Origin of the sequence: Candidatus Enterovibrio altilux, assembly GCF_002381345.1 — a bacterium.
Classification (GTDB): Bacteria; Pseudomonadota; Gammaproteobacteria; order Enterobacterales; family Vibrionaceae; genus Enterovibrio; species Enterovibrio altilux.
In genome coordinates this window covers 20,801-44,405 of sequence record NZ_CP020663.1, presented here as the reverse complement: position 1 = coordinate 44,405, position 23,605 = coordinate 20,801, and the positions used below count along the sequence as shown (strand labels likewise).

Here is a 23,605-nt window from a genome sequence, read left to right as displayed (position 1 = left end):
AGTAATTCCAAGATAACTTGTGATATTCAAGAAAACACCTTAAAGTGATTGGTAACATTTTAACGCAAATGATTTCATTCATCAGCATGCATAAACTTTATTTCTTAATGCAAGTTCAGATAGTAAGTCATCAACCTGATGAACTATTAGACAAGCGCTTTCATTTTGGCATACTTAGTCCTGTCAGCTTATTGAACTATTTTATCATGACGCAGATTCCACTAATCTGAGCATGGTGAGCCCTTCAGTTCAATGTCCCTCCAAGTCGTTTTTTAATTTAAAATATTGTCATTTTTAATAGGGAGTGTTTATAATAATCATACTTCATTTTCCAATACTGATTTGAACCATATAACTGTCGGTAACTGGCCATTCAATTACATGGTTAACTTTGGTTTCAAAAATTATATTTTTTTGATGGGAGGAGTGGAACCTCTCGTTTAATACGAATGTTTTTGTAACATTGTCTGGTATCATAAGCACCATCGCCTGATATTTCATTGATTTTTAGGTGGGTCTATTTGAGTAAATTAGGTAGCACTTCACCGTCAATCATATGTAATTCATCGAACATAACAGTAATGGTTTCATGCATATTTATATCTACCACTAAATGTAACTTATGCTAAACTCGTTACTCTCTTTCACCATTGCTTTGCAGGCCCGTATAATCAATGGCTAAGTCCTGTGCATTCCTTTATTCGTTCACTTTGAACGTGACGTTAACTGTTTTAACTCGCTTGCTCATGCATGAATAATGAGGGTATGATAATGGCATTGAAAATATGCATCTAACTATGAGGGCCGTCGTGATGGCTAAGTCGTTAAATAAACAGGGTCTCCCATGATTACTCTGCTCAGTTTGATTTCATAGCTGAATAGCTGCTTTATTAATCCAGAATATTAGTTAGCTGCGATTGATTAAAGTTTGGTTGTACTGCTTTCAGTTAGTTGCTTTGCAGCTAAATTATTCATAGATCTGAATATTTTAGTGAGTCTAACTGTTTAAAGTTTCAATTAAAAATTTAGTTCCCTAATTTAAAAAATAAAGCAGGTTACCATAAACCTCTCATAGTAGAGACTGTAGTAGTTCGAGTCAAAAAACTACTAATATGCACATTGAGTCTAAGAAATCACATAACTCAGGTTCGTGAAACCAACGTCATGATAAAAGCATTACATAAGCTAGCAAAGTTATGTATGCTTAATATGAAAGCGATTGTTTAATCGTGAATTATGTAGGGTTATGCTATCTGAAGTCGAATTAAAAAACCAAGTCTCTAATGTAAAGTAAAAAGCATGGTACTAATCAAAAATGGCGAGGCTGGTACAAGTGACATTTAGTAATAGATATAAATATGTATGAAATCATTGCTGCTAAGTTAAGTGCATCAAATGTGACTGATGGTTATATACTACCTAATTTACTTAAACAGACTCTCTGAAAAATCAATAATATATCAAGTGATAGAGCTTATCATCCCCAGACAATGTTACGAAATTGTTTGTATTAAATGAGAGGTTTCACTCATTCTACCAAAAAAGGAGCAATTTTTTAAAAGCAAAGTCATTCATGTAATGGACGGGCTCAATTATTAAAAGTTATGCGGTTCAAATCAGTATTGGAAAACGAGGTATGATTGCTACAAATATTCCTTATCAGAGACGGAAATGTTTTGAGTTAATAAACGACTAGGAGGGACATTAAACCTAAGGAATCAGCATGCTCAGATTAGTGAAACTTACGGTATAATAAAACGTTAAATAAGCCAATAGGGCTAAGTATGGTTAAAACAAAAGTAATTATTTAATAGCGAATTATGTTGAAATTTGCTATTTAAACTTGAATTAGGAAACAAAGTTGATTGATAAAACAAAACTAACCAAAGTAATAGAGTCAATAGTGTAACTGAAGCGACTAAAAAGAAGTTTCAATAGGATACTTTCGAATGCTATTAACGGGAGAACACTTTCACTCATAGATCTAATCACACTGTGCAGTGTCATGAGCTTGCTGTAATAGATTTTGGCTTTCTTTCAAAAAAAGCGGTGCAAAATCTCCAAACCAATTTTTCACCAGTCCAAATGTGGCAATAAAACCTTCTGTATCTTGGTTATCCAGAAATTTTATTGCATCGCCAAAACGGCGATGAAAACGCTTAATCATGTTAATATTTTGTGATGATGACATAATGATGTCAGCATAAAGCTGCGCATCTTGTGCGAACAAACGCCCAACCATGGTGAGTTCTAATCTATAAGTTGGATAACTTAAAGCAGTGAGTTGTGATAGATTTGGATTTTCTGCTGCAAGATGTAAGCCATACACAAATGAGGTAAAATGACGTAACGCCTGAATTAGAGTCATATCTTGATCGTGCTCAATCGCACTAATACGGTGCAAATTTGCTCCCCAAATGCGGAACTGCGCTAATAACCATTGATATGTTTCTGGGTTTCGACCATCACAATATACAATAACCTGTTTTGCAAGACTCGTAATCTCATGACCAAACATAGGATGGAGACCAATAACTGGTCCTGCGTGAGATTCCAGCATGGCTTGTAGAGGTGCACTCTTGATCGATGTTAGATCCGCAAGGATACAGTCGTCAGGAAGGTTACAAAGTTGACGAATAATGGCTTCCGTTTGATTAATAGGTACTGCTACTACAACCATCCCAGCGTCTATAAGTATTTCGCCAGCACAATCCCAGTCATGATTATTTAATATTTTAACATTGTAACCAGATAAATAAAAAAGTTTACAAAATAACTTGCCGAACCGACCATGACCACCAATGACCACTATTGAGCGTAATTCTGGATTCAAACATTTAAATCCTGAACTATTTTCACTAGCATAGGACTCTCGCATAGTACGTCGTAGAATATCTTCTATTAAATCAGGTGGAATCCCTTGAGACTCAGCTTCCTTACGACGAGAAGCCAGCATTGCAGCTTCTCTGTCTGGGGCATAAATAGGTAAGGCATACTTACTTTTAATTTCACCAACTTCAGCGACTAAAGACAAGCGCCGTGCAAGCAAATCCATCATTTGTTTATCAACTTCATCAATTTGGTCTCGTAAACAGAGCAACTCTGCAACCATTGAATTTAGTTTCCTTTTGAATGCTGTTCCAAAAATAGGGTTAATTTGGTGTACGCATGGATAAGTTTTTTTTCCGTATCTTGCTAATCAATGCATACGTCCATGATTGAGATACTGTACGCTATCTTTCCCTAAGATAATTCTGTTGATTGATTAGATTGATTGATATTATTGTCTACCATTAAACCAATAATGGCTTTATTTCCTGAATGGATTGAATGAAAAATATATTCAGAGACTAACGACTATCGACGCAAATTTTTTTTGCATTTATGTGGCTGCAGTCTACCGCTAGGGACGCTTTAAACCCTTCATCTTTCATTTTATGTTTCGTTAAATAAACGTAGTTAAAATCTGTTTGTTAGCTATCGTTAAAAATAACATAATTGATTAGATTTTCCCTGTATTGTCAGTAGTGTAGCACAATTCTTTTTATTTAAATCTATGAAGTGATATGCAGAAGCTATTATTATCATTGAATCAATTACCGTAGATAGATTGCCATGGGTACTATTTAAAAAAATAAATTACTGACTATTTCACGGTAGGTTTACGTTTAATTGTTCGTGCTCTTATCATCATCTAACTCAGCAAATTGACCATCTACTGATTGTTAGATTAGGTCTAGCACTTCTGTTCTTAACGAAATACTTCCGTCTGTTCACTAATGTAAAGTTAAGCGCTATATAAATTTAAAAGTATTTTTAGTTATTTTTAATAGCTTCATTAGCATCGTAAATAAAGGCAAATATTTTTATTTTAAGAGATAACTTTTTGGCGCAACTACATTGATATAATAAAAAACAGCTTCATCCTGAACATGCACGTTGATCAGTAGACTAGACGGCTTCCTTCTATCTATGCTTTCATATGTCTTGATATTCTCTCTATACTGTAAGACATAATGATATATTGTAACAATACGAGCAATGATTGCAACTTAAAATGTAAATATAGGCGTACAATATGAACTCAATTTTACAAAAAATATCACTTAGTATATCATACTAGTATGTATTGAAGATGCTTGCATCAAGACTGCATCTATTTTATTTACTACTATTGTTAATTTAATGTAAACGATAAAATCACGTTTAGATAGTAAATCCCAACCTAATTTACTATTAGGTAACAGCTTTTGTGTTAGGCATACTTAGCTCTGTTAGCTTATTTAATGCTTTTATTATGCTAAGGTTTTACTAATGTGAACATTGTGATTTCTTAAGCGCAGTGTCCCTTCAAGTAGTTTTTGATTCGAAACAAAGCCTCACTGAGATACTCAATAATTACTAGCATTTAGGTGATGAGAAGAAAGCTCTTGGAACTTCTTCTTCAAGTTTTAGTTTCAAAAATTGCACGAAAAAATTTTAGTAGCATAATGCTGTTTTGACTGTTCCTTCTGCAGCCGTAAGAAGGTTTTTAATCTGCGAAAAGCGCACAAATATATTCATGTATAATTTTTTTTGGGATTCCTTGCTTTGTTAGTATCAATAATATTTTTTGCGGCAATCAAGAAACCAACCGTTAGAAAAGCTCCTGGTGGTAGCATTGCAAGAAGGAAGGGGCTATTAAAATGAAAAATTTCAATACGCATCCCTGCAGCCCAGTTTCCAAGAAGGCGGTCTGCGCCGTTAAACAGTGTTCCATTGCCAAGTACTTCTCGAATTGAGCCTAAAATAACAAGAGATGTTGTTATGCCCATACCCATCCAGAAACCATCAAGTATCGAGAGTATTGGAGTGTTTTTTGATGCAAAGGATTCAGCTCGACCAATAATGCTACAGTTAGTTACGATTAAAGGAATAAAAATTCCAAGAGACTGATACAAGTTAAACGCATAGGCATTCATTAGTAACTGGACGCAGGTGACGATTGAGGCAATAATCATGACGAAAACTGGAATACGAACTTCTTTCGGTACATATTGGCGCACCAATGAAACAGTCAGATTTGAACCAACCAATACCAGTGTTGTAGTTAGACCCAGTCCAAGCGCATTAGCTACTGTTGCTGACACTGACAAAAATGGACACAAGCCTAACAGTTGGATCAATACAGGATTGTTATTCCATAATCCATTTTTCATTAATTTTTTATTTGGACTCATTGTGGGTCTTCATAATTATTTTGCTGGCAAATAATCTTGTCTTTATTTTGACTGGCATACCATGCTACTTTTTTAACGGTATTTACTACTGCGCGGGGCGTAATGGTTGCGCCTGTGAATTGGTCAAATTGCCCCCCGTCTTTATAAACAGCCCAGCGTTTGTCGGTTACACTTTCGATTGATTTGCCACTAAACGATAATACCCAATCAGAAATATTTAAATCAATTTTATCACCTAGTCCTGGTGTTTCATTATGCTGTAACACGCGGACACCTAAAACGGTATTGTTAGTATCTACGCCAACGAGAACTTTAATAGCCCCATTATACCCATCAAGAGCAATTGCTTCAACAGCCATAGCGAGCAGTTTACCATTCTTGATTGCAATATAGACTGGCATTGGCTGGGTAATGTTTAAGTGTAGTTTGGGAATCAAAGTGCAGCGATGAGACAGCATATTGTTGTGAATATCTGTTGGAATCACTTGGTTTAGCACTTGCAGCAATTGCAGACGTTGCTGCTCGGTAATGGTATCTTTTGTGAGACTATTGGTGATTGCAATTAACCCGGTAGAAAGAAACGCTGCGAGAGCAAGGATTCCTCCATTATTTTTCATGATGTGAATCATTTGCTCTCCTTCTTATAGCCGTAGGTTATAGGCTTGGTGTAATAGTCAATCAAAGGTACACACATATTTGCAATTAGTACGGCAAATGCAACGCCATCTGGAAAGCCTCCAAAAGTTCTGATGAGGTAGATTAACATGCCGATCATAGCCCCAAATATTAGTCGACCTGTTGTCGTTGTTGATGCTGAAACGGGATCAGTTGCAATAAAAAATGCACCAACCATGGTTGCACCAGAGAATAAATGAATAAGTGAGGACGCGACAGTATCTGGACTAACTGCATAACCGACAACACTGAAGGTCAATAAGGTCACTAGCATTGCAATAGGAATGTGCCATGAAATAATTTTTTGCTTTAGTAGGATTAAGCCGCCGAGCAAAAATGCGACGTTTACCCAACCCCAGCCTAAGCCAACGAATCCACCGAATATTGACTCTTGAACAGCGTCCGATATGGGTCTTCCTGTTATAATAGCTGTTTTAACCGTATCTAGTGGTGTTGTCATGGTGATGCCATCTACAGTAAGGAGCAATTGGTTAACACTGAAACCATCAGTGCTGAACCCCGTAAAGATGGTTGACATGCTGTCCATGATGCTCAATGGAGTTGAAAGCAAAAAGAAAGGCGGAAGCCAAGTGGTCATTTGCACAGGGAATGAAATTAGTAAAACGACATAAGCGACCATGGCAGGGTTGAATGGATTTTGTCCCAGTCCGCCATATAAATGCTTGGCAATGGCGATAGCGAATAATGTACCAATGACTGCTATCCACCAAGGAGCAAAGGGTGGAACGGCAATGCCAATCAAGAGGCCAGCTAACAAAGCTGAATTGTCTTGTAAATAATGTATAATTGGCCTACGACGTAGAGCAATTATAGTAGCCTCTGCGAGTACTGCTGTAAGTGAGGCTATTGCTACTTGTAGCAAAACACCACAGCCAAAGAAATAATAAAGCGTAATAATACCGGGCAAAGTGCATAGTATAACTATCATCATAATGTCACAGGTGCTTTTACAACTGTGGCTGTGTGGGCTGCTGGCAATCAAAAAGGCCACAATTATTTATCCTTGTTATGTGTTAAGCTGAACGGCTTTATATTTAATTAATTCAAAATTTATTCGATAGCCTCTTGGACATAGTGTTTACTTTTAAAGTGGCATTGTTTCCTAATTCACGTTCAGATAGGAAATCCCAACATGATGAGCTCTCAGACGATCGTTTACGTTTTAGGCATAATCGATCCCTATCAGTTTATCTCACGTTTTTATCATTGTGTAGGGTTTCCTAATATGTACAGGGTGATTCCTTAAGCTCAATGTCCCTCCGAAGAGTTTTTCAACTCAAAATATTATCGCATTTTATAGGGAATATTTATAGTAACCACACTTCGTTTACTAATGCTTATTTGAACCGCATAACTTCTGGTAATTGACCGCTAAATTATGCGAATGATTTCGTTACCTAAAAGTTGCTCCTTTTCTTGGTGGAATGATTGAAATCACTCGTTTAACACGAACGGTTTTGTAACATTGTCTGGTCTCGTCAGCACCATTGCCTAATATTTCCTTGGCTCTTTGCTGAGTCCGTTTGAGAAACTTAGGTAGTACTTCACCATCAGTCATATTTGATGCACTTAACTCAGCAACAATGATTTCATGTGTATTTATAGCTACCTCTAAATGTGGCTTGTGCTAAACTCGACGTGTACCGCCCATGCCATGCTTTTTTACTTTTAATTCGCCTCCACCGCAGACTTTGAGCCCCGTAGGATTAATAGCTAAGTGCTGAATAGTTTCTCTAATCTTAGTCTTACACGTAACGTTCGCCATGGTAGCTCGTTTACTAACGCCTTAAATAAGAAAGGCATTACAATGGCAGTTGAGTAAATTAAAAAATAGAATTAATAAACCCTTACAGACCTTTCAATAGCATTAAAAATATGCCTTTTATTACGAGAACTATGGAAATAGCTAAATTAATAAATAAACGTAATTTTTTACGATTCCCTGCTTAGTTTTATTTCATAGCTGAATAATTTTAACATCAATCCAGAATGTCAGTGTCATTATGAATTAGAGCATGATTATCTTGCTTCCAATTAGTTGTTTTGTAGCGGAGCTTGTTCATAGACTTGAATTTTTAAATGAACCTAGCTGTTTAGAGCATAATTTGATTATTTAGTTTCCTGATTTAGGAAACAAAGCTTTTTCCGTTTACCTTCTGCTGACGTTTATTATGCAGGTACTGTGTTTTCACTGAAGACACATCGACCTCTTGAGTGGCTTTGCGTGCTGTAGGACGTGTGATTAAAGTAACACTAGCAGCTTTTGGGGTTAGGGGTTGCGCTTATTTAAGTTCTTATTATGCTTTGTGTTCGCAACCTGGACAGTTACGGTTTTTTTAAAAATTTTTCATTTAACTGTTGTCAGCTTCCGTCTGATCTTTGGCTGCAACTTCTGCTTGTATAGCTGGAGTAATGACATCAATAACCATTAATTTTACATCATTGGCGGCCTTGTTTTGCTTAAATTTTGCTTTCATACGAGCAAGCATGGCTGCAATCACTTCGTCATCACTTAATGTTTCCATTGTTTTATGACGATTTGCAGCCGCTTTTTTGTGTTGTGCTTCGTGTTGCTGTTGCTCTATCTCCATTCGCTGTTTTTTAGCTTCGAAACGCTGTTTAGCTCGTACAGCAGCGACTTTTTTTGCATTATGATGCCGAATTTCCGCCTTTGCCTGACGATAGTACTGTACTAGTGGTATTTTACTCGGGCAAGCATAAGCACAAGCGCCACACTCAATGCAATCAAATAGATTGTATTCTTCGCACTTATCGAAGTCATTATATCTGGCGTACCACTGAAGTTGCTGAGGCAATAAGGAAATTGGACATACTTCAGCACATATGCGACACCGAATACAGGCTATTTCTCCTAGATAAGGGGTTATTTCACGTCTGCTTGGAACTAATACGCAATTAGTTACTTTAGTGACAGGTAAATCGGAATGAGGAACAGTGAATCCCATCATTGGGCCACCTATAATCAGGCGCTCTAATTGTTTGTCTGGTTGATAGCCATGTTTTTCTAGCAAGAAGCATACAGGTGTTCCCAATAATACCCAACGGTTGCATGGCTCTCGCAATGTCGTTCCCGTGATAGTGACGACTCGTTGGATCATTGGCTCACCGTCAATAATGGCACGTTTAATGGCTAACACTGTCCCGACGTTTTGCATGAGCACGCCGATGGTGGCTGGGATGCCTTTTGTAGGCACTTCCTTACCGGTGATGAGATTAATCAGTTGTTTTTCACTGCCTGACGGATACTTGGTAGGTATCACTTGCACAAAAATATCCTGTTTATTACCAATGGCTTTTTTCAGTGCGGTAATAGCGTTGGATTTATTATCTTCCACTGCAAGTACGGTTAACTGCGGCTTAATAATATGTTGCACAATTTCGATGCCTTGGATGATTTCATCAGCATGTTCTTGCATCAAACGGTCATTGGCTGTCATATAAGGTTCGCATTCTGCACCATTAATAATAAGTATTTCCGTACACTCTAGTCCTGTTTGCAGTTTACTAGCTGCGGGAAAACCTGCACCACCCATACCTGAAATACCCATTGAGTGAACATGATCAATCAAATTTTCAGCTGATACATCTAGATATTCAGTAATTGAATTTTTTGACACCCATTTATCATCTAAGTCTGGGCAAATCTCTATGCAAGTATCGCTTAAGCCTGATGGGTGCGCAATGGGACGAACTTCGATAGCGATGATTTCACCAGACGTTGATGCGTGCACAGGACAACATTGGAAAACAGCCGATTTAGTTAACGGTTCGCCTTTAAGTACACGATCACCAATATTCACAAGAACTTTTCCTGAAGTTCCAATGTGTTGTTTTAGTGGTAATACAATTTTGCTTGGGATCTCTACTGAAGCAATAGAAACCTTGCTAGATTGACGTTTATTCTCTGGCGGATGAATGCCACCTTGGAAATCCCAAATTCGACCATCTTTTATTTGTTGAAGTAGGGTATTCATGTTTTTACAATTTCTTTCACATTATCTACCTAGGGTTGAGTCACTGAAATTTGATTAAGCTGCCATTTTCAATTTTCAGGGGTGATTGTAATCGGAATCATTTTAATGCAGTTTGTTGGACAAGGAGCAACACACAAAACGCAACTTGTACATTCGTCTTTGATTACAGTGTGCATCGCTTTTGTACTGCCAATGATTGCATCAACAGGGCAGGCTTGGATACATTTAGTGCATCCTATGCAGTCGTGCTCATCAATAAAAGCAACGGTTTTAATTTTAGTTGCTTCATCGTGGACTGATTGAATGACTTTAATGCCCATCAAATCTGCGAGCTTATCCATGGTTGCTTGGCCTCCAGGCAGACATTTATTAACGTCATCTCCATTGGCGATAGCTTGTGCGTACGGACGACAACCTGTATAATTACATTGACCACACTGTGTTTGGGGAAGAATAGCATCAATTTGATCAACCATTGGATCTGCTTCACTTTTAAAATAAATAGAAGCTAAACCCAATAAAATACCTAAGATGGCGGCGAGAATAGTGATAGCAAGAACCGCAATCAAAATTTCGATCATTATGGTTTTACCAAACCAGTAAACCCCATCAAGGCGAGTGACATAAGGCCTGCAGTGATCATCGCAATTGATGCCCCACGAAATGGTTGAGGAACATCGGCTGCTGTGATACGTTCGCGCATAGCTGCAAATAAAATTAACGCTAGAGAAAAACCCGCGGCAGCACCAAAACCATAAATAATGGATTCGATAAAATTGTGCTTTTCATGGATATTTAGGAGTGCAACACCGAGTACGGCACAGTTGGTGGTAATTAAAGGTAAAAAAATACCAAGCAAGTGATAGAGGATGGGGCTGCTTTTATGTACTACCATTTCGGTGAACTGTACGACAACAGCGATCACTAAAATAAAGCTCAAGGTACGTAAATACTCTATATTTAAGGGTTCTAAGATGTAACTTTCAACAAGATATGAACTCACGGACGCTAAGGTGAGTACAAAGGTTGTTGCGAGACTCATGCCGATAGCGGTTTCAAGTTTTTTTGACACACCCATAAAGGGGCAAATACCAAGAAATTTAACCAGCACAAAATTATTCACTAAGACGGTGCCGATAAGAAGCAATAAATACTCAGTCATACCATTATTTGAATATTTTAAAGAGATCTTTATATTATCAGACTTTGAGGCGTCAATAACAACTAAATGACGGAAGGATTAGTTACGAATTGCCACAATGGATAATTTTATTTTGAGTTGTGGTAAATTTTATATCGCATCAATAACAGTAACGATTTATATTTTTACTATACTGCAGGTAAGGAATACTAAAAACTAGGTGTTTAATAGGATTGTTCTAAATGTTTAATTGTATTATATAGTGATTGATTCTCAGGGAGAGCAATACCGAAACTGGCGGCACAACGAATCAAATATCCCGTGATGAATCCTATTTCGGAAGAACGTTTAAAAAAAATATCACGATTCATTGAAGAGTAATTGGTTGCAGTCGCTACCGCCACGAAAAGTGCATGATATAATACAATTTCGCTATCTATTTCTATGTTTTTAGCGCGCATCACATTGGCAACTTCATTGGCAAGTTGGCGGAGTTGGTCTCTATATTGAGGTAGCACTAATTCACCATTCTGGATTTGCAGAATCCCCGTCAATGGATTGATCATGCAGCTGATGGCAAGTTTGTGCCAAAGAGCTCGTTCAATGTTGGTATCCCATGTGCAGGGTGCAAGTGCATCGTTAAAAATATTTGCCATGAAACCACATTGTTTTCCGGATGCATTAATACCACCCAAACGTGTTTCTCCTATTCCAGTATGCCTAATGGTATTTTTTGATATTAATAAGCTTCCCTGTGACGTTGTGGCAAGCAGCAAAGGAATGTCACCAAGCTTTCTAAGTGCATCCTTTGCCGTGCCCATGCCGTTATGCATAAGAATCACGAGCGGGGATGTGTGTAGATAAGGTAAAAAATTATTTAAAGCAGTCGTAACATGAAAGGCTTTTACGCAAACAAGAATACAGTCACTCTCAGCAAGTATTCTGGTGTTATTTGCAGGGAAAATATATTTTGATTGAAATTCGAAACTGCACATCACAGATGACTGTTTTGCTCGTGTCCAAAAATGAACATGATGTCCAATTGCATGAAGTTTTAATGCCCAGAGAGTCCCAATTGCCCCTGCGCCGACACATGTAAAGTGCATGACTTATCCTTTCTATTATTCTCCAATATAGCATACCACTGTCGTGCTCTCTCCGAGTAAAAAAATAAAAGAAGTAACCATAAAGCTTTGACTTTGTTTTTGATTTGAATTCAGATAGCACATTCAAATGTAATAAATTATTAGATAATCGCTTTTATTGTAGACATACTTTAGTTCGGTCAAAGTATTTAACGTTTTTATAATGACATAAGTCTTGTTAATTTTAGCATTATAATTTCTTAAGCTTAATGTTCCTTCCAGTAGTTTTTTGACTCGAATCATTGCTGTCTCTGACAGGAACGTTTATGGTAACCATACGTCATTTTACAATGCTGATTGGCATCGTATAACTTCGTCCCTAACAAGTTACTTCTTTTCTTGGTAGTGTGGGTGGACCCGCTTGTTTAAATTGTCTGGTGTCGTAAGCACTATCGACTGATATTGCGTTGATTTTTCGACGGGTCTGTTTGAGTCAGCTAGGTAGCACTTCACCGTCAGTCACATTTGATGTACTTAACTCAGCAATAATGATTTTATGCGTATTGATATCTACCGCTAAATGTAGCTTGCGCCAGACTTGCCGTTTCCCATTAAACAATGCTTTTTATTTTTTATTTTTCTTCGCCGTAGACTTGGAACCCCGTGGAATTAATAACTAAATTGGAAAATAAACGAATCCTCCCATGATTGCTCGCTTAGTTTAATTCCATAACTAAATAGTTTTTCCATTAATTTAAAATGTTAGTGAGCCTAACTGTTTAGAGTATTAATTGAAAATTTAGTTCCTTATTGAGGAAATAAAATCAGTTACAATAAACGTTGCCTAGCAGAAACAGCAATGGTTTGAGTCAAAAAACTACTGCCAACAAAATTGAGTCTAAGGGATCATATAATTCAGATCAGTGCAACCTACGCCATGATAAAAGTGTTAAAGAAGCTGACCAGATTAGGTATGCCTAAAACAAAAGCGACTGTTCAGTAGTGAATCATGTGGGGTTTGTTGTCTGAACTCAAATTAGGAAATAAAGCCAGTAGCATAGTCAGCGACTATGAGACGATAAATAGTAAATTAACCATTAATTATCAGCACCATACTGTTTGTGAAGTAGCGGAATATCATTGAGGTCATCTCGTCAAAACTGTAGTATACATTCTGAATATTACGCTATAATACCTTATTTCTTATAGGTCAAATATGAATCTGATAAAGAGACTATGGTAGATCATGAGTGTACAGTCAAGAAGTAATATGTACTATTTTAAATAAACGTTATTTTAAAGAGGCTATTGAGCCATTCTTCATTGTCACTCTGCTAGAGTTTATAGGCTCTTTGATGTCCAGCATAATCATACGTTCAAGGTGTTCAAGCCTGCATCTTCATGTTTATTAAGTATATATGCGGCAATATTAATGGTAATTCAGCCACTTGAAATGGGAGTGAGAATGGCAGGTTACAGCAAATTTACCAGTATCAAACACCGTAAAGCCACGCAAAATTTAAAGCGTGGTAAAATTTTCATTAAGCTGATTCACGAAATCACGGTAGCAACTAAAGAAGGCGGATTAAAGTCAGGTAATAATTCTCGTTTGCGGGCCACGATTGATAAAGTATTATCGCACAATATGATCCGAGATACAATAAACCGTGCAGTTATTCGTGGTGCTGACGGTGAAAATGACGAAAACATGGAAACGGTTATGTATGAAGGTTATGGTCCAGCAGAGATTACGGTGATGGTTGAAAGTATGACTGACAATCGTAACCGTACCGTTCCAGGTGTGCGTCATGCATTTTCAAAGTCAGGTGGAAACTTGGGAACGGATGGTAGTGTTAACTATTTATTCCACAAAAAACGTGTGATTTCGTATGAGGCAGGTTTAGACGAAGATGAAATGATGGAAGTTGCATTGAATGGTGGTGCTGATGACATTGAAACGCATGATGGTGGATTAATGGATATTTATACCACGGCGGCTGATTTTAGTTTGGTCAAAGATGTATTAGATGCGGCTGGGTTTGAAGCGTAAAACGCTGAAGTGGCGCTAGTTCCTTCGACTAAAGTGGAGTTGGATTCAACTACCGTACTTAAATTATTGCGTTTGATTGGTGCTCTAGAAGATCTTAACGAAGTGCAAGAAGTGTATCACAAGGGTCATACTTCTTATTGTGTATTCAATGAATTGAAGTTAGTGTGACATATTGTTTGTTGATGCTGATAAAAACGACATCTAATGTCAGCGGTAACTATTACAAGCCTCTTAACCGTAGATATTTTATACTAGGAATAATCTTTAGTGAGCTTTGATGTGATGTAGCAAAGTAGTTTCGTGGGTACGTAGAGCTTAATAAATCATATTAGGATTTGCTACCTGAACTCGAATTAGGAAACAGAACTGGGCGCATGGGACGCAACAAAACAAGGCACGGGCAAAAATGTAGAGTTTGACGTAAGTTACGTATAGCAATAACTATCAATACGCATGAAATTATTACTGCTGAGTTAAGTGCATTAAATGTGACTGACGGTGGAGTGTGACCTAACTTGCTCAAACAAATCCGGCGAAAAACTAATGAAATATTAGTCGACGGAACTTATTACACCAAGCAATGTTACGACTTCATTCGTAATAAACGAAGGGTTCCATTTACCTTACCAAAAGAGGAGCAATTTTTTAAAATACGGTCAGTTACTAGAAGTTATACGGTTCAAATCAACATTGAAAAACGAGGCATGACTACCATAAACATCCCCTATAAAAGATGACAATGTTTCGAATCAAGAAACTGTTAGGGTGGACATATCGGACCCTAAGAGATTAAAATATCCAAATTAGCGGAATCTCTGCACTAATAAAAGCATTAAATAAGCTGGTAGGGTTAGGTTTGCCTAAAACGAAAGCGAGTAACTAATAATTCATTTATTGGGACTTGCTATCTGAACTCGAATTAAGAAATAAAGCCAATAAATTGTTGATTTATCCGTTTTCTTTTGTTGATGCCGTAACTGAAATCGCGAGTTCTTCAAGCGACGATGGATACGCCAAACTTGGCGTATCCATCAATAAACATGCTGCAGAAGTGGTTTTTGGGAACGCAATAACATCACGAATATTCTCAGTACCACAGAGTAACATAACTAAACGATCAAAACCGAATGCGATACCAGCGTGCGGTGGCGTACCATATTTCAATGCTTCAAGTAGGAAGCTAAATCTATCTTGTTGCTCGTCTGATTCAATACCTAAAAGATCAAACACAACGCTTTGCATATCAGAGTTATGAATTCGTACAGAACCACCACCAACTTCGTAACCATTCAATACCATATCGTAAGCATTTGAAATGGCAGATGCAGGGTTAACTTTCAGCACTTCCGCAGTTATACCCAGTGGAGACGTGAACGGATGATGCATTGCGTGCAGGTTGCCATCATCATTTTTTTTAAACATTGGGAAATCAATAATCCAAAGCGGTGCCCATTTTGTTTTGTCAATTAGTTTCATATCAGTACCTAACTTCAGACGCAGCGCCCCCATCGCTTCGGTAACAACATTCTTGCGGTCAGCACAGAATAGAATGATATCACCAGATCTTGCGCTTGTGCGCTTAAGAAGTCCGTTAACAATATTTTCATTTAGGAACTCAGCAACTGGAGATTGAACGCCTTCAGACCCAGCAGAATGGTTGTGAACTTTCATCCATGCTAGACTTTTCGCACCATAAATACCCACAAATTTAGTGTATTCATCAATTCGCTTGCGAGATAATGTTGCACCGCCAGGCACGCGAATAACAGCAACACGACTTTTTGGATCGTTGGCTGGGCTAGAGAATGCCTTGAACTTAACATTTCCCAACAGGTCAGCAACATCAACTATTTCTAATGGATTACGTAGATCAGGCTTGTCCGAACCGAAACGACGCATTGATTCAGCAAATGTTATGATTGGGAACTGACCTAGATCTACATGCAAAAGCTCTTGCCACATGTTACGAACCATATTTTCAGCCACATCACGTACTTGATCAGCGCTCATGAATGAGGTCTCTATATCTATTTGGGTGAATTCAGGCTGGCGGTCCGCACGTAAATCCTCATCACGGAAGCACTTAACAACTTGATAGTAACGGTCAAACCCAGACATCATTAAAAGCTGTTTGAACAGCTGAGGAGATTGTGGCAATGCATAGAAGCAGCCTTTATGAATACGACTTGGAACTAAGTAGTCGCGTGCACCTTCTGGCGTAGCTTTTGTTAGTACAGGAGTTTCAATGTCCAAAAAACCATGGTCATTCAGGAAACGACGCACACAGTTAGATGCTTTTGCACGAAGTTTAATGCGATCGTTCATTTCAGGACGACGCAAATCCAAATAACGGAACCTCAAACGTTGTTCTTCAGAGTTAACTTGGTTAAAGTCTAGTGGTAGTGGCGCTGCATGGTTGATTATTTCTAGTTCTGTGGCCAGTACTTCTACTTCACCAGTTGCCATATTCCTGTTCACTTGGCTTGCTGGGCGAAAACGCACTTCACCCGTAATTATGATACAAAATTCACTACGCAACTGGTTGGCAATCTCGAATATGTTTTGAATATCCGGCTCAACCACCACTTGAACCATACCTTCTCGGTCACGCATATCAATAAATATAAGAGCTCCTAAATCACGACGACGGTTGACCCAGCCACAAAGTGTTACAGTTTGCCCTACTAAGGATTTGTTTAGGTAACCACAATATTGGGTGCGCATATTAATCTCCCGATCTGTTATTTACTGTCTTATTGCATCAAAAGACGCAAAGCTACGAAAGAAGGCTTACAGACTACGCTGCACGCACTTGCTGAATGAAAAAACTCACTCAATGCTAAAATATATCAAAATAACAAAACATATAAAAAATTAGTACAATGCGGAAAATCAGAGGGTAACGTAATACCGAAAACCCACTAGCTTAAAAAAATAATAGGCATTGACTTTATATTGGCTTGGCTTTGCTCGCCAATTCGAGTTCAGATAGCAAATTTCCACATGATTCACTATTAGACAATTACTTTAGTCTTAGGTATACCCAATCTTGTCAGCTTATTTAACACGTTTATTATGACGTCGGTTTCACTAATTTGAGTTGTGTTATTCCTTAGGCTCAATGTTACTCCCGTGTTTTTTTGACTCGAATCATTGCTGTCTTTGCTATCGAACGTTTATGATAATCAGTTTTATTCCTAAATAAAAAAACTATATTTTAATCAATAGTCTAAAGAATTAGGCTCACTTCAATATTCAGGTCTATGAGCAATCGTCGCTTACTAACATTCTGGGTTAATGAATAAATCTAACAGCTCTATTGATAACATTGAAAATACACGTTTGGCCATGAAAAAATCATTCATAATCGTTCAGTTACTTAATGAACGAGGTTTCTCGTAATTACCGGCTTAGTTTAATTTCATAGCTGATTAGCTTCTTCATAAAGCCAGAATATTAGTGAACCATGATAATTAAAGTTTGAGTATACAACGTCCAGTTAACTATTTTATAGGGAAATGTGACCATAGGCATAAATATTTAAACAAACTCAGCTGTCTATAACATCAATTGATAATTTGGGCCCTTATTTAGCAGCAAGGTCTAGATGGATAAACCAACGCCATGAGAAAAGGATTAAACAAGCTGACAGGGCTAGGCATGCCTAAAACAAAAGCGAGCATCTAATAGCATATCATGTTGGGAGTTGCTATCTAAATTCTAAGCAGACAATAAAGCCTAAAAATACTCATAACTAGCCTTAGTATGCTTGTGAGCCTTGATTAAAAAATTTTTATTCACAAATTTGATTGTTATGGGAAGAATAAGCTCAATCGCTTATCAATATTTAATATTGCATTTTGGTGTACATATGGTTTTAGTCTGTACGATATCTTGCTTGCTAATAAATACATTGTTAGTAAACTCTATACGTAACGCATTTAATCCATGGAACTTACTTAAAACGGCTCAATAGCGAGATTATTGTATGCTCAAAATAAACGGAAATATACGTTTAAATGATTTGTATATTCATTGAACGTGAATATTACCTTTAATCACAATCGATCAATTGAAACATATTAATACAGGCTAGGCATTCTACTGTATATTAAGTAATATCTGTGCTATCAATTCGATTAATCCTGTCAAAAAGTGAACCTTATAAACTATGGTTGCAAATTATCGAAAAATTCTGGTTACTTGCGCTCTGCCTTACGCAAATGGTTCTATTCATTTGGGTCATATGCTTGAACATATCCAAGCAGACGTCTGGGTACGTTATCAGCGCTTACGTGGCAATACGGTTAAGTTTATTTGTGCAGACGATGCACACGGTACGCCAATCATGTTAAAGGCTCAGTTGTTGGGAATTGAGCCGGAAGCCATGATTACTGAAATGCAAAAAGAGCATGAAACAGATTTTGCGAACTTCAACATTAGTTTTGACAACTACCATAGCACACATAGCAGAGAAAACCGTGAGCTTGTGTTGCATATTTATACGCAGCTAAAAAATAACGGTTTTATTCATAGTCGCAGTATTTCTCAATTGTTTGACCCAGAAAAAGAAATGTTCCTTCCTGATCGTTTTGTTAAAGGCACTTGCCCGAATTGCAAGTCCGTAGATCAGTACGGTGATAACTGTGATAATTGTGGCGCAATCTACTGTTCTACAGAACTGATGAATCCTAGCTCAGTAGTGAGCGGTGCAACTCCTTTGAGACGTGATTCTGTACACTTTTTTTTCGATCTTCCACAGTTCCAAGACATGCTGCAGGCATGGATAACTTCCGGTTCGCTTCAAGAAGAAACTGCCAATAAAATAGCAGAGTGGTTTGAAACTGGCCTGCAGCCGTGGGATATTTCTCGCGATGCACCTTATTTTGGTTTCGAAATTCCAGGTGAATCTGGTAAATATTTCTATGTATGGCTAGACGCACCAATCAGCTACATAAGTTCATTTAAGAATTACTGTGATAAAAACAAAGCAGTAGATTTCGATGAGTACTGGAAGAAAGATAGCACCACTGAATTGTATCATTTTATTGGCAAAGACATAATATACTTCCACAGCTTATTCTGGACGGCAATGCTAGACGGTGCAGGTTTCCGTAAACCAACGAATATATTTGTTCATGGTTATGTGACAGTTAATGGTGCTAAAATGTCTAAGTCAAAAGGTACCTTCATTAAAGCAAGTACATACCTGAAATATTTAGATCCTGAATGTCTACGCTACTATTACACTGCAAAACTAAATAATCGCATCAATGATTTAGATTTAAATTTTGATGACTTCGTCCAACGCGTAAACTCTGACATCGTAAACAAGGTCGTGAATCTCGCATCACGTAATGCAAGCTTTATCACTAAGCGTTTTGCAGGCAAGCTATCCGCTGATTGTGTGGAGCTTGAGCTATATGCCGGTTTTGCCGGATCTGCTAAGCTGATAGGTGATCTGTATGAAAAACGTGAGTTTAGCCGTGCAATCCGAGAAATTATGACATTAGCTGATAAAGCTAATCAATATGTTGACGAGAAAGCTCCTTGGGTTATTGCTAAAGAAGAAGGCAAAGATGAGGAACTACAAGCCATTTGCTCTATGGGTATTAACTTATTTCGTGTTTTGATTGCTTACTTAAAACCTGTTATGCCTGAATTAACATTACGCGCTGAAATATTTTTGAATGAATCGCTGACGTGGGAAGGTATCATACTACCTCTAACTAACCACACTGTAAGTCCGTTTAAAGCATTATTTAATCGTATCGACCCAAAGCAAATTAAGGCTATGATAGCAGCGTCTAAAAAAACATGACAACTAAAAAAGCAATGGCTTCATGTTGTGTATCATTGCAATACTGTTTTATTCAGACAGATTAAATCTTAAATGCAAATAAGCACGTTGACTGGTAATATGACTGTGCTGTGTGTACTGCAAATAATCCTGTTGTATAAGGTAAGGTTACAGCACATTTTTTACCGTGTCTTTCAATTCACCTATAGCAGCTGCCAAATTATCCAAACCAACAGGGCCACCATTAAATTTTTCAATAATGTGTTTCAACAGTTTATGGTCCATATAGTCTCAGCCTCAATTATCAATATCCAGTATATTCAATGCTTTTAATTCTACTTCTACATTGATATCATCGTGCGCTTTCGCTTCCGTATAGTCACGAGCACAACATAGTAAACGGATAGTAATTCGTAGTGTTCCTCTCGCATGTTTTTTAATTTTATATGTCCCTTTTTCATCAATCATAAGGTTTAGGTAACTTGCACTACCCTGTACAATACCCTTAAAATCAGTAATACTATAATGCTTAAGATGTTGTGCAATACCAAAATGATCACGAAGCGGCGATGTTAGTGAGCCCGCCCGTGTTGTCGCATCCACCAATGTGAAGGTGGATGAACGATTTTAATTGAGTGAACTTCTGATCCTTCTTTAATCATTATATCTAACTGGTAATCTTCTATTGTAGAGTGTAAAATTTTTCTATCACAACGCTGAGCCGGTGAATTTCATCAATGAAAAGTCTGTTATCCGGTTCAAGGTTCCTTAGTAACGTGGTCAAATTTCCAGTTTTCTTTAATACAGGGCCAGACGTGACTATAATACTAAAACTTATTTTATTAGCCATAATATTTGTGAAAGTCGTTTTTCCTAAACGAGAAAGGCCCAAAATCAATAAGTGATCTAGTGCTTCTTCACGTGTTCTTGCAGCATGAATGAACATTTCCATTTGGCTGCGAACATGATCTTGACCTCTGTAATCCTTTAATAATCTAGAACGGATAATAGCTCAATTATTTCATCGTCTCGCAGTGGTGGTACAATACTCATCAAGTGGTCTAACTTAATCATTCAGTGAAGTGCCATTAGGTCATTGAACGTAAAGCATTGCGTATAATGGCTTCGCTAGTCATATCAACATGTGCGATCTATTTTACCACTTTCTCAGCTTGCATTGCTTTATAACCGAGAGCGATCAGCGTGCCCATGGCTTCATCTTTCGGATTCGTCGACGCTGTCATTATGGCGTTTTTGCTGTTAACACACTGTGCAGCCACATTTGCATGCCAAGTCAGCAAATTAAAATTAGCCCAATTCTTCAGACGGTCAGGCATTTCAATCATTAGGCGCTTAGCGGTTTTTTTTCCCACCCCATGGATCTTTACCAATGTTGAAAGATCTGCACGCTCTATACTATCAATAAATTGCGGCACCGTCATACCGGATAGAATCGCCAGACCTAATTTAGGACCAACACCATTAGTTTTAATCACAGCTCGGAATAACGCACGTTCAACCGTCGTATTAAACCCATAAAGCAATTGCGCATTTTCGCGTACAAGAAAATGGGTATAAATATTAACTACTTCACCAATATTCGGAAGTTCATAGAAGCAGTTTATAGGCATACTTACTTCGTAACCGATATCATTGACTTCAAGGAGAATGTCAGGGGGTTGTTTTTCCAGCAAAATACCGCGCAATCTACCAATCACAGTGAGGGCTCATTTGTATAGAGTGAATTATCATTAAAATAATAAATAGCTGGATAAATATCTAGTTTAATCAATATGATATATTTAGACATTTTTCATGACATTAGAAAAAGCAAAAGTTAGTTGGTGACCTACTTCACAAAGTGAATAGGACGCATTAGCTAAAATATAACCATCAAAAAAGACACATACAGAAGCCATGCGTACTATTTACTCAGTATGACAAGATCGCTGCAATTAAAGCAAGACTACTAGGTTTGCTAGGCTTTGTTGCCTATAATAGGGAATGTCACTAGTACTTTACGCTCTCAACAGCTAGGTTCATTTAAATACTTAGGTCTATGGACAAACTTCGTTACAAAATAATCCACTGGAAGCAGTATAATTAAGTTTTAATGAATCGTGGTTTACTAACATTTTAGATTAGTAAAGCTTTATTTCCTCATTTTACTCTAAGTAATAAATTTTAACATGATTCACTATCAGGTGAGCGCTTATGTTTGAGGCATACTCATCCCGTCAGTTGATTCAATGCTTTTATCATGTCTAGGTTTCACTAATCTGGGGATTGTGGACCCTTAGGCTCAATTTTTCTCCCAGTAATTTTTTAACTCGAAACGTTACCTATCTCTGATAGGGAACGTTTATGGTAACCATATCTTGTTCCCCAGAATTGCTCCTTTTTTGGTGGGAGGAGTGGAAGCACATCTTTAATGTAAATAGTTTCGCAATATTGTCAAGCGTTGTAAGCGCCATCGCCAGATATTTCATTGATTTTTCAACGAGTCTGTTGGAGCAAGTTAGGTAGCACTGCACCGTCAGTTACATTTGATACACTTAACTCAGTAGCAATGATTTATGCGTATTGATATCTAATACTAAATGTAACTTACGCCAGACCTGCTATTTCCCAACCAGTGCCATGCTTTCTTACTTTTTATTTGCTCTCACCGTAGACTTTGAGCCCCCTAGCATCCATAGCTAAGTGCAGGATGATGCTGTTAGTCTTAGTCTTGAATGAGGCGTTAACCGTTGTGGCTCGCTTGCTAATCCATGAATAGTGATGGTATGATACCAATAGTTAAGAAGTTTGAAAATAAAATTAATGAATCTCTGTAGACCTTTCAATAGCATTGAAAATACGTATTTAACCATGAAAACCATTGTAATAGCAAGTAGCTAAATAAACAAAGTTTTCCATGATTACCTGCTTAGTTTTATTCCAAAGTTGAATGAATTTTTTATCAATCCAGCATATGAGTGAGTCAAAATTAATTAAAACTTGATTAAACTGTTTCCAATTTGCTATTTTATAGTGGAGCATACTCATAGACTAACATACTCAAGTGAGCTTAGTTGTTTAAAACGTATATTAATGATTTAGTTCCATGATTTAGGAAATAAAGCCATAGTAAGTTCAAAAAAGTATTCGTATTATACTAGGCCGATATGCTTGGTAAGTATATGCAAACCAAAAAATACTACAGCTTCGTTTTCAATGGTAGTGTCAGTATCTACCATGGTGTATTGTATACCTTGAAATTGTACTTGTTTGCTGATATAATCAACAATAAGCATGAATAGTAACGATAATAATTATACAAAAAAGTAGATATATTATGTTAGGCTCAAGTTAATAAATATACAATTAAAAATATATAAATAAGGATGTTGGTGTTAGTCCATGATTAATTTCTTTCGTCCATCCAGCATAGGATAATAGTCTCTAATATTTTTTCATTTGATTGATTAGGGTCATCAGAAAAATTTTCAAGTTCTAATACCCACTGATGAAGATCTGTGAATCTTACGGTTTTAGGATCAGTTTCAGGAAATTTTTCTACTAGTTCCATCGCAATATTATGAAAGTCAACCCATGTCAAGTTCATTGCACCTACTCC

13 protein-coding genes and 7 pseudogenes are annotated in these 23,605 nt (G+C 37.3%); 2 read left to right on the top strand and 18 right to left on the bottom strand.

Features of this window, described 5'->3' with window-relative positions:
- Positions 1-196: 196 nt before the first annotated feature.
- The 11 genes and pseudogenes from BTN50_RS07835 to BTN50_RS11565 form a co-directional block, all read right to left on the bottom strand.
- Positions 197-922: pseudogene (locus BTN50_RS07835) on the bottom strand (transposase).
- 1,062 nt (positions 923-1,984) lie between these two features.
- Positions 1,985-3,112, bottom strand: a complete 1,128-nt coding sequence (tyrA, locus tag BTN50_RS07830) for a bifunctional chorismate mutase/prephenate dehydrogenase (protein WP_096619722.1) — start codon at positions 3,110-3,112, stop codon at positions 1,985-1,987.
- Positions 3,113-4,559: 1,447 nt separating this feature from the next.
- On the bottom strand, positions 4,560-5,219 hold the full coding sequence (locus BTN50_RS07825) for an electron transport complex subunit E (RefSeq protein WP_096619721.1): 660 nt from the start codon (positions 5,217-5,219) through the stop codon (positions 4,560-4,562).
- Complete coding sequence (gene rsxG / locus BTN50_RS07820) at positions 5,216-5,848, bottom strand: electron transport complex subunit RsxG (protein ID WP_096619720.1); 633 nt, start codon at positions 5,846-5,848, stop codon at positions 5,216-5,218. The genes BTN50_RS07825 and rsxG overlap by 4 nt, the downstream gene beginning before the upstream one ends.
- Complete coding sequence (gene rsxD, locus BTN50_RS07815; protein WP_096619719.1) at positions 5,845-6,906, bottom strand: electron transport complex subunit RsxD; 1,062 nt, start codon at positions 6,904-6,906, stop codon at positions 5,845-5,847. The genes rsxG and rsxD overlap by 4 nt, the downstream gene beginning before the upstream one ends.
- A gap of 201 nt (positions 6,907-7,107) precedes the next feature.
- Positions 7,108-7,978: pseudogene (locus BTN50_RS07810) on the bottom strand (IS5 family transposase).
- A gap of 288 nt (positions 7,979-8,266) precedes the next feature.
- The gene (gene rsxC / locus BTN50_RS07805; protein WP_096619718.1) at positions 8,267-9,910 is read right to left on the bottom strand and encodes an electron transport complex subunit RsxC; all 1,644 of its coding nucleotides are present in this window, start codon (positions 9,908-9,910) and stop codon (positions 8,267-8,269) included.
- Between the two features lie 71 nt (positions 9,911-9,981).
- Positions 9,982-10,491 (bottom strand): annotated as a pseudogene (rsxB, locus tag BTN50_RS07800) (electron transport complex subunit RsxB); the annotation flags it as partial.
- Positions 10,491-11,072, bottom strand: a complete 582-nt coding sequence (gene rsxA / locus BTN50_RS07795; RefSeq protein WP_096619716.1) for an electron transport complex subunit RsxA — start codon at positions 11,070-11,072, stop codon at positions 10,491-10,493. The pseudogene rsxB and the gene rsxA, both read right to left, overlap by 1 nt.
- 203 nt (positions 11,073-11,275) lie before the next feature.
- Complete coding sequence (locus BTN50_RS07790; protein ID WP_096619715.1) at positions 11,276-12,157, bottom strand: 2-dehydropantoate 2-reductase; 882 nt, start codon at positions 12,155-12,157, stop codon at positions 11,276-11,278.
- A gap of 123 nt (positions 12,158-12,280) precedes the next feature.
- Positions 12,281-12,819: pseudogene (locus BTN50_RS11565) on the bottom strand (transposase); the annotation flags it as partial.
- Positions 12,820-13,601: 782 nt separating this feature from the next.
- Here BTN50_RS11565 and BTN50_RS07785 point away from each other — a divergent pair.
- A pseudogene (locus BTN50_RS07785) lies at positions 13,602-14,354 on the top strand (YebC/PmpR family DNA-binding transcriptional regulator).
- A 780-nt stretch (positions 14,355-15,134) separates the two neighbouring features.
- Here the strand turns inward: BTN50_RS07785 and aspS are convergent.
- Positions 15,135-16,910 (bottom strand): aspartate--tRNA ligase, encoded by a 1,776-nt coding sequence (aspS, locus tag BTN50_RS07780; RefSeq protein WP_096619714.1) that lies wholly within the window; start codon positions 16,908-16,910, stop codon positions 15,135-15,137.
- 1,447 nt (positions 16,911-18,357) lie between these two features.
- On the opposite strand from aspS, the pseudogene metG reads away from it, so the two are divergent.
- Positions 18,358-20,001, top strand: a pseudogene (gene metG / locus BTN50_RS07775) (methionine--tRNA ligase); the annotation flags it as partial.
- 54 nt (positions 20,002-20,055) lie between these two features.
- Here the strand turns inward: metG and ruvB are convergent.
- The 6 genes and pseudogenes from ruvB to iscX form a co-directional block, all read right to left on the bottom strand.
- Positions 20,056-21,060 (bottom strand): annotated as a pseudogene (gene ruvB / locus BTN50_RS11715) (Holliday junction branch migration DNA helicase RuvB).
- Positions 21,061-21,137: 77 nt separating this feature from the next.
- Positions 21,138-21,704, bottom strand: a complete 567-nt coding sequence (gene ruvA / locus BTN50_RS07765) for a Holliday junction branch migration protein RuvA (protein ID WP_096619713.1) — start codon at positions 21,702-21,704, stop codon at positions 21,138-21,140.
- A 624-nt stretch (positions 21,705-22,328) separates the two neighbouring features.
- The gene (locus BTN50_RS12690; protein ID WP_449240180.1) at positions 22,329-22,520 is read right to left on the bottom strand and encodes a hypothetical protein; all 192 of its coding nucleotides are present in this window, start codon (positions 22,518-22,520) and stop codon (positions 22,329-22,331) included.
- A 121-nt stretch (positions 22,521-22,641) separates the two neighbouring features.
- Positions 22,642-22,782 carry a transposase gene (locus tag BTN50_RS12685; protein WP_449240179.1) on the bottom strand — a complete coding sequence of 47 codons (141 nt, stop codon included), beginning with the start codon at positions 22,780-22,782 and terminating at the stop codon, positions 22,642-22,644.
- Between the two features lie 356 nt (positions 22,783-23,138).
- Positions 23,139-23,282 (bottom strand): hypothetical protein, encoded by a 144-nt coding sequence (locus tag BTN50_RS10250; RefSeq protein ID WP_161492999.1) that lies wholly within the window; start codon positions 23,280-23,282, stop codon positions 23,139-23,141.
- Positions 23,283-23,392: 110 nt separating this feature from the next.
- The gene (iscX, locus tag BTN50_RS07755; protein ID WP_096619712.1) at positions 23,393-23,593 is read right to left on the bottom strand and encodes a Fe-S cluster assembly protein IscX; all 201 of its coding nucleotides are present in this window, start codon (positions 23,591-23,593) and stop codon (positions 23,393-23,395) included.
- Positions 23,594-23,605: the final 12 nt, after the last annotated feature.

Excerpts from the sequence above, each read along its gene's own strand:
- rsxC (WP_096619718.1), bottom strand. The coding sequence starts at position 9,910 with ATGAATACCCTACTTCAACAAATAAAAGATGGTCGAATTTGGGATTTC.
- rsxG (WP_096619720.1), bottom strand. The coding sequence starts at position 5,848 with ATGATTCACATCATGAAAAATAATGGAGGAATCCTTGCTCTCGCAGCG.
- BTN50_RS10250 (WP_161492999.1), bottom strand. The coding sequence starts at position 23,282 with ATGCTTATTGTTGATTATATCAGCAAACAAGTACAATTTCAAGGTATA.
- aspS (WP_096619714.1), bottom strand. The coding sequence starts at position 16,910 with ATGCGCACCCAATATTGTGGTTACCTAAACAAATCCTTAGTAGGGCAA.
- BTN50_RS07790 (WP_096619715.1), bottom strand. The coding sequence starts at position 12,157 with ATGCACTTTACATGTGTCGGCGCAGGGGCAATTGGGACTCTCTGGGCA.
- tyrA (WP_096619722.1), bottom strand. The coding sequence starts at position 3,112 with ATGGTTGCAGAGTTGCTCTGTTTACGAGACCAAATTGATGAAGTTGAT.
- iscX (WP_096619712.1), bottom strand. The coding sequence starts at position 23,593 with ATGAACTTGACATGGGTTGACTTTCATAATATTGCGATGGAACTAGTA.
- rsxA (WP_096619716.1), bottom strand. The coding sequence starts at position 11,072 with ATGACTGAGTATTTATTGCTTCTTATCGGCACCGTCTTAGTGAATAAT.
- BTN50_RS07825 (WP_096619721.1), bottom strand. The coding sequence starts at position 5,219 with ATGAGTCCAAATAAAAAATTAATGAAAAATGGATTATGGAATAACAAT.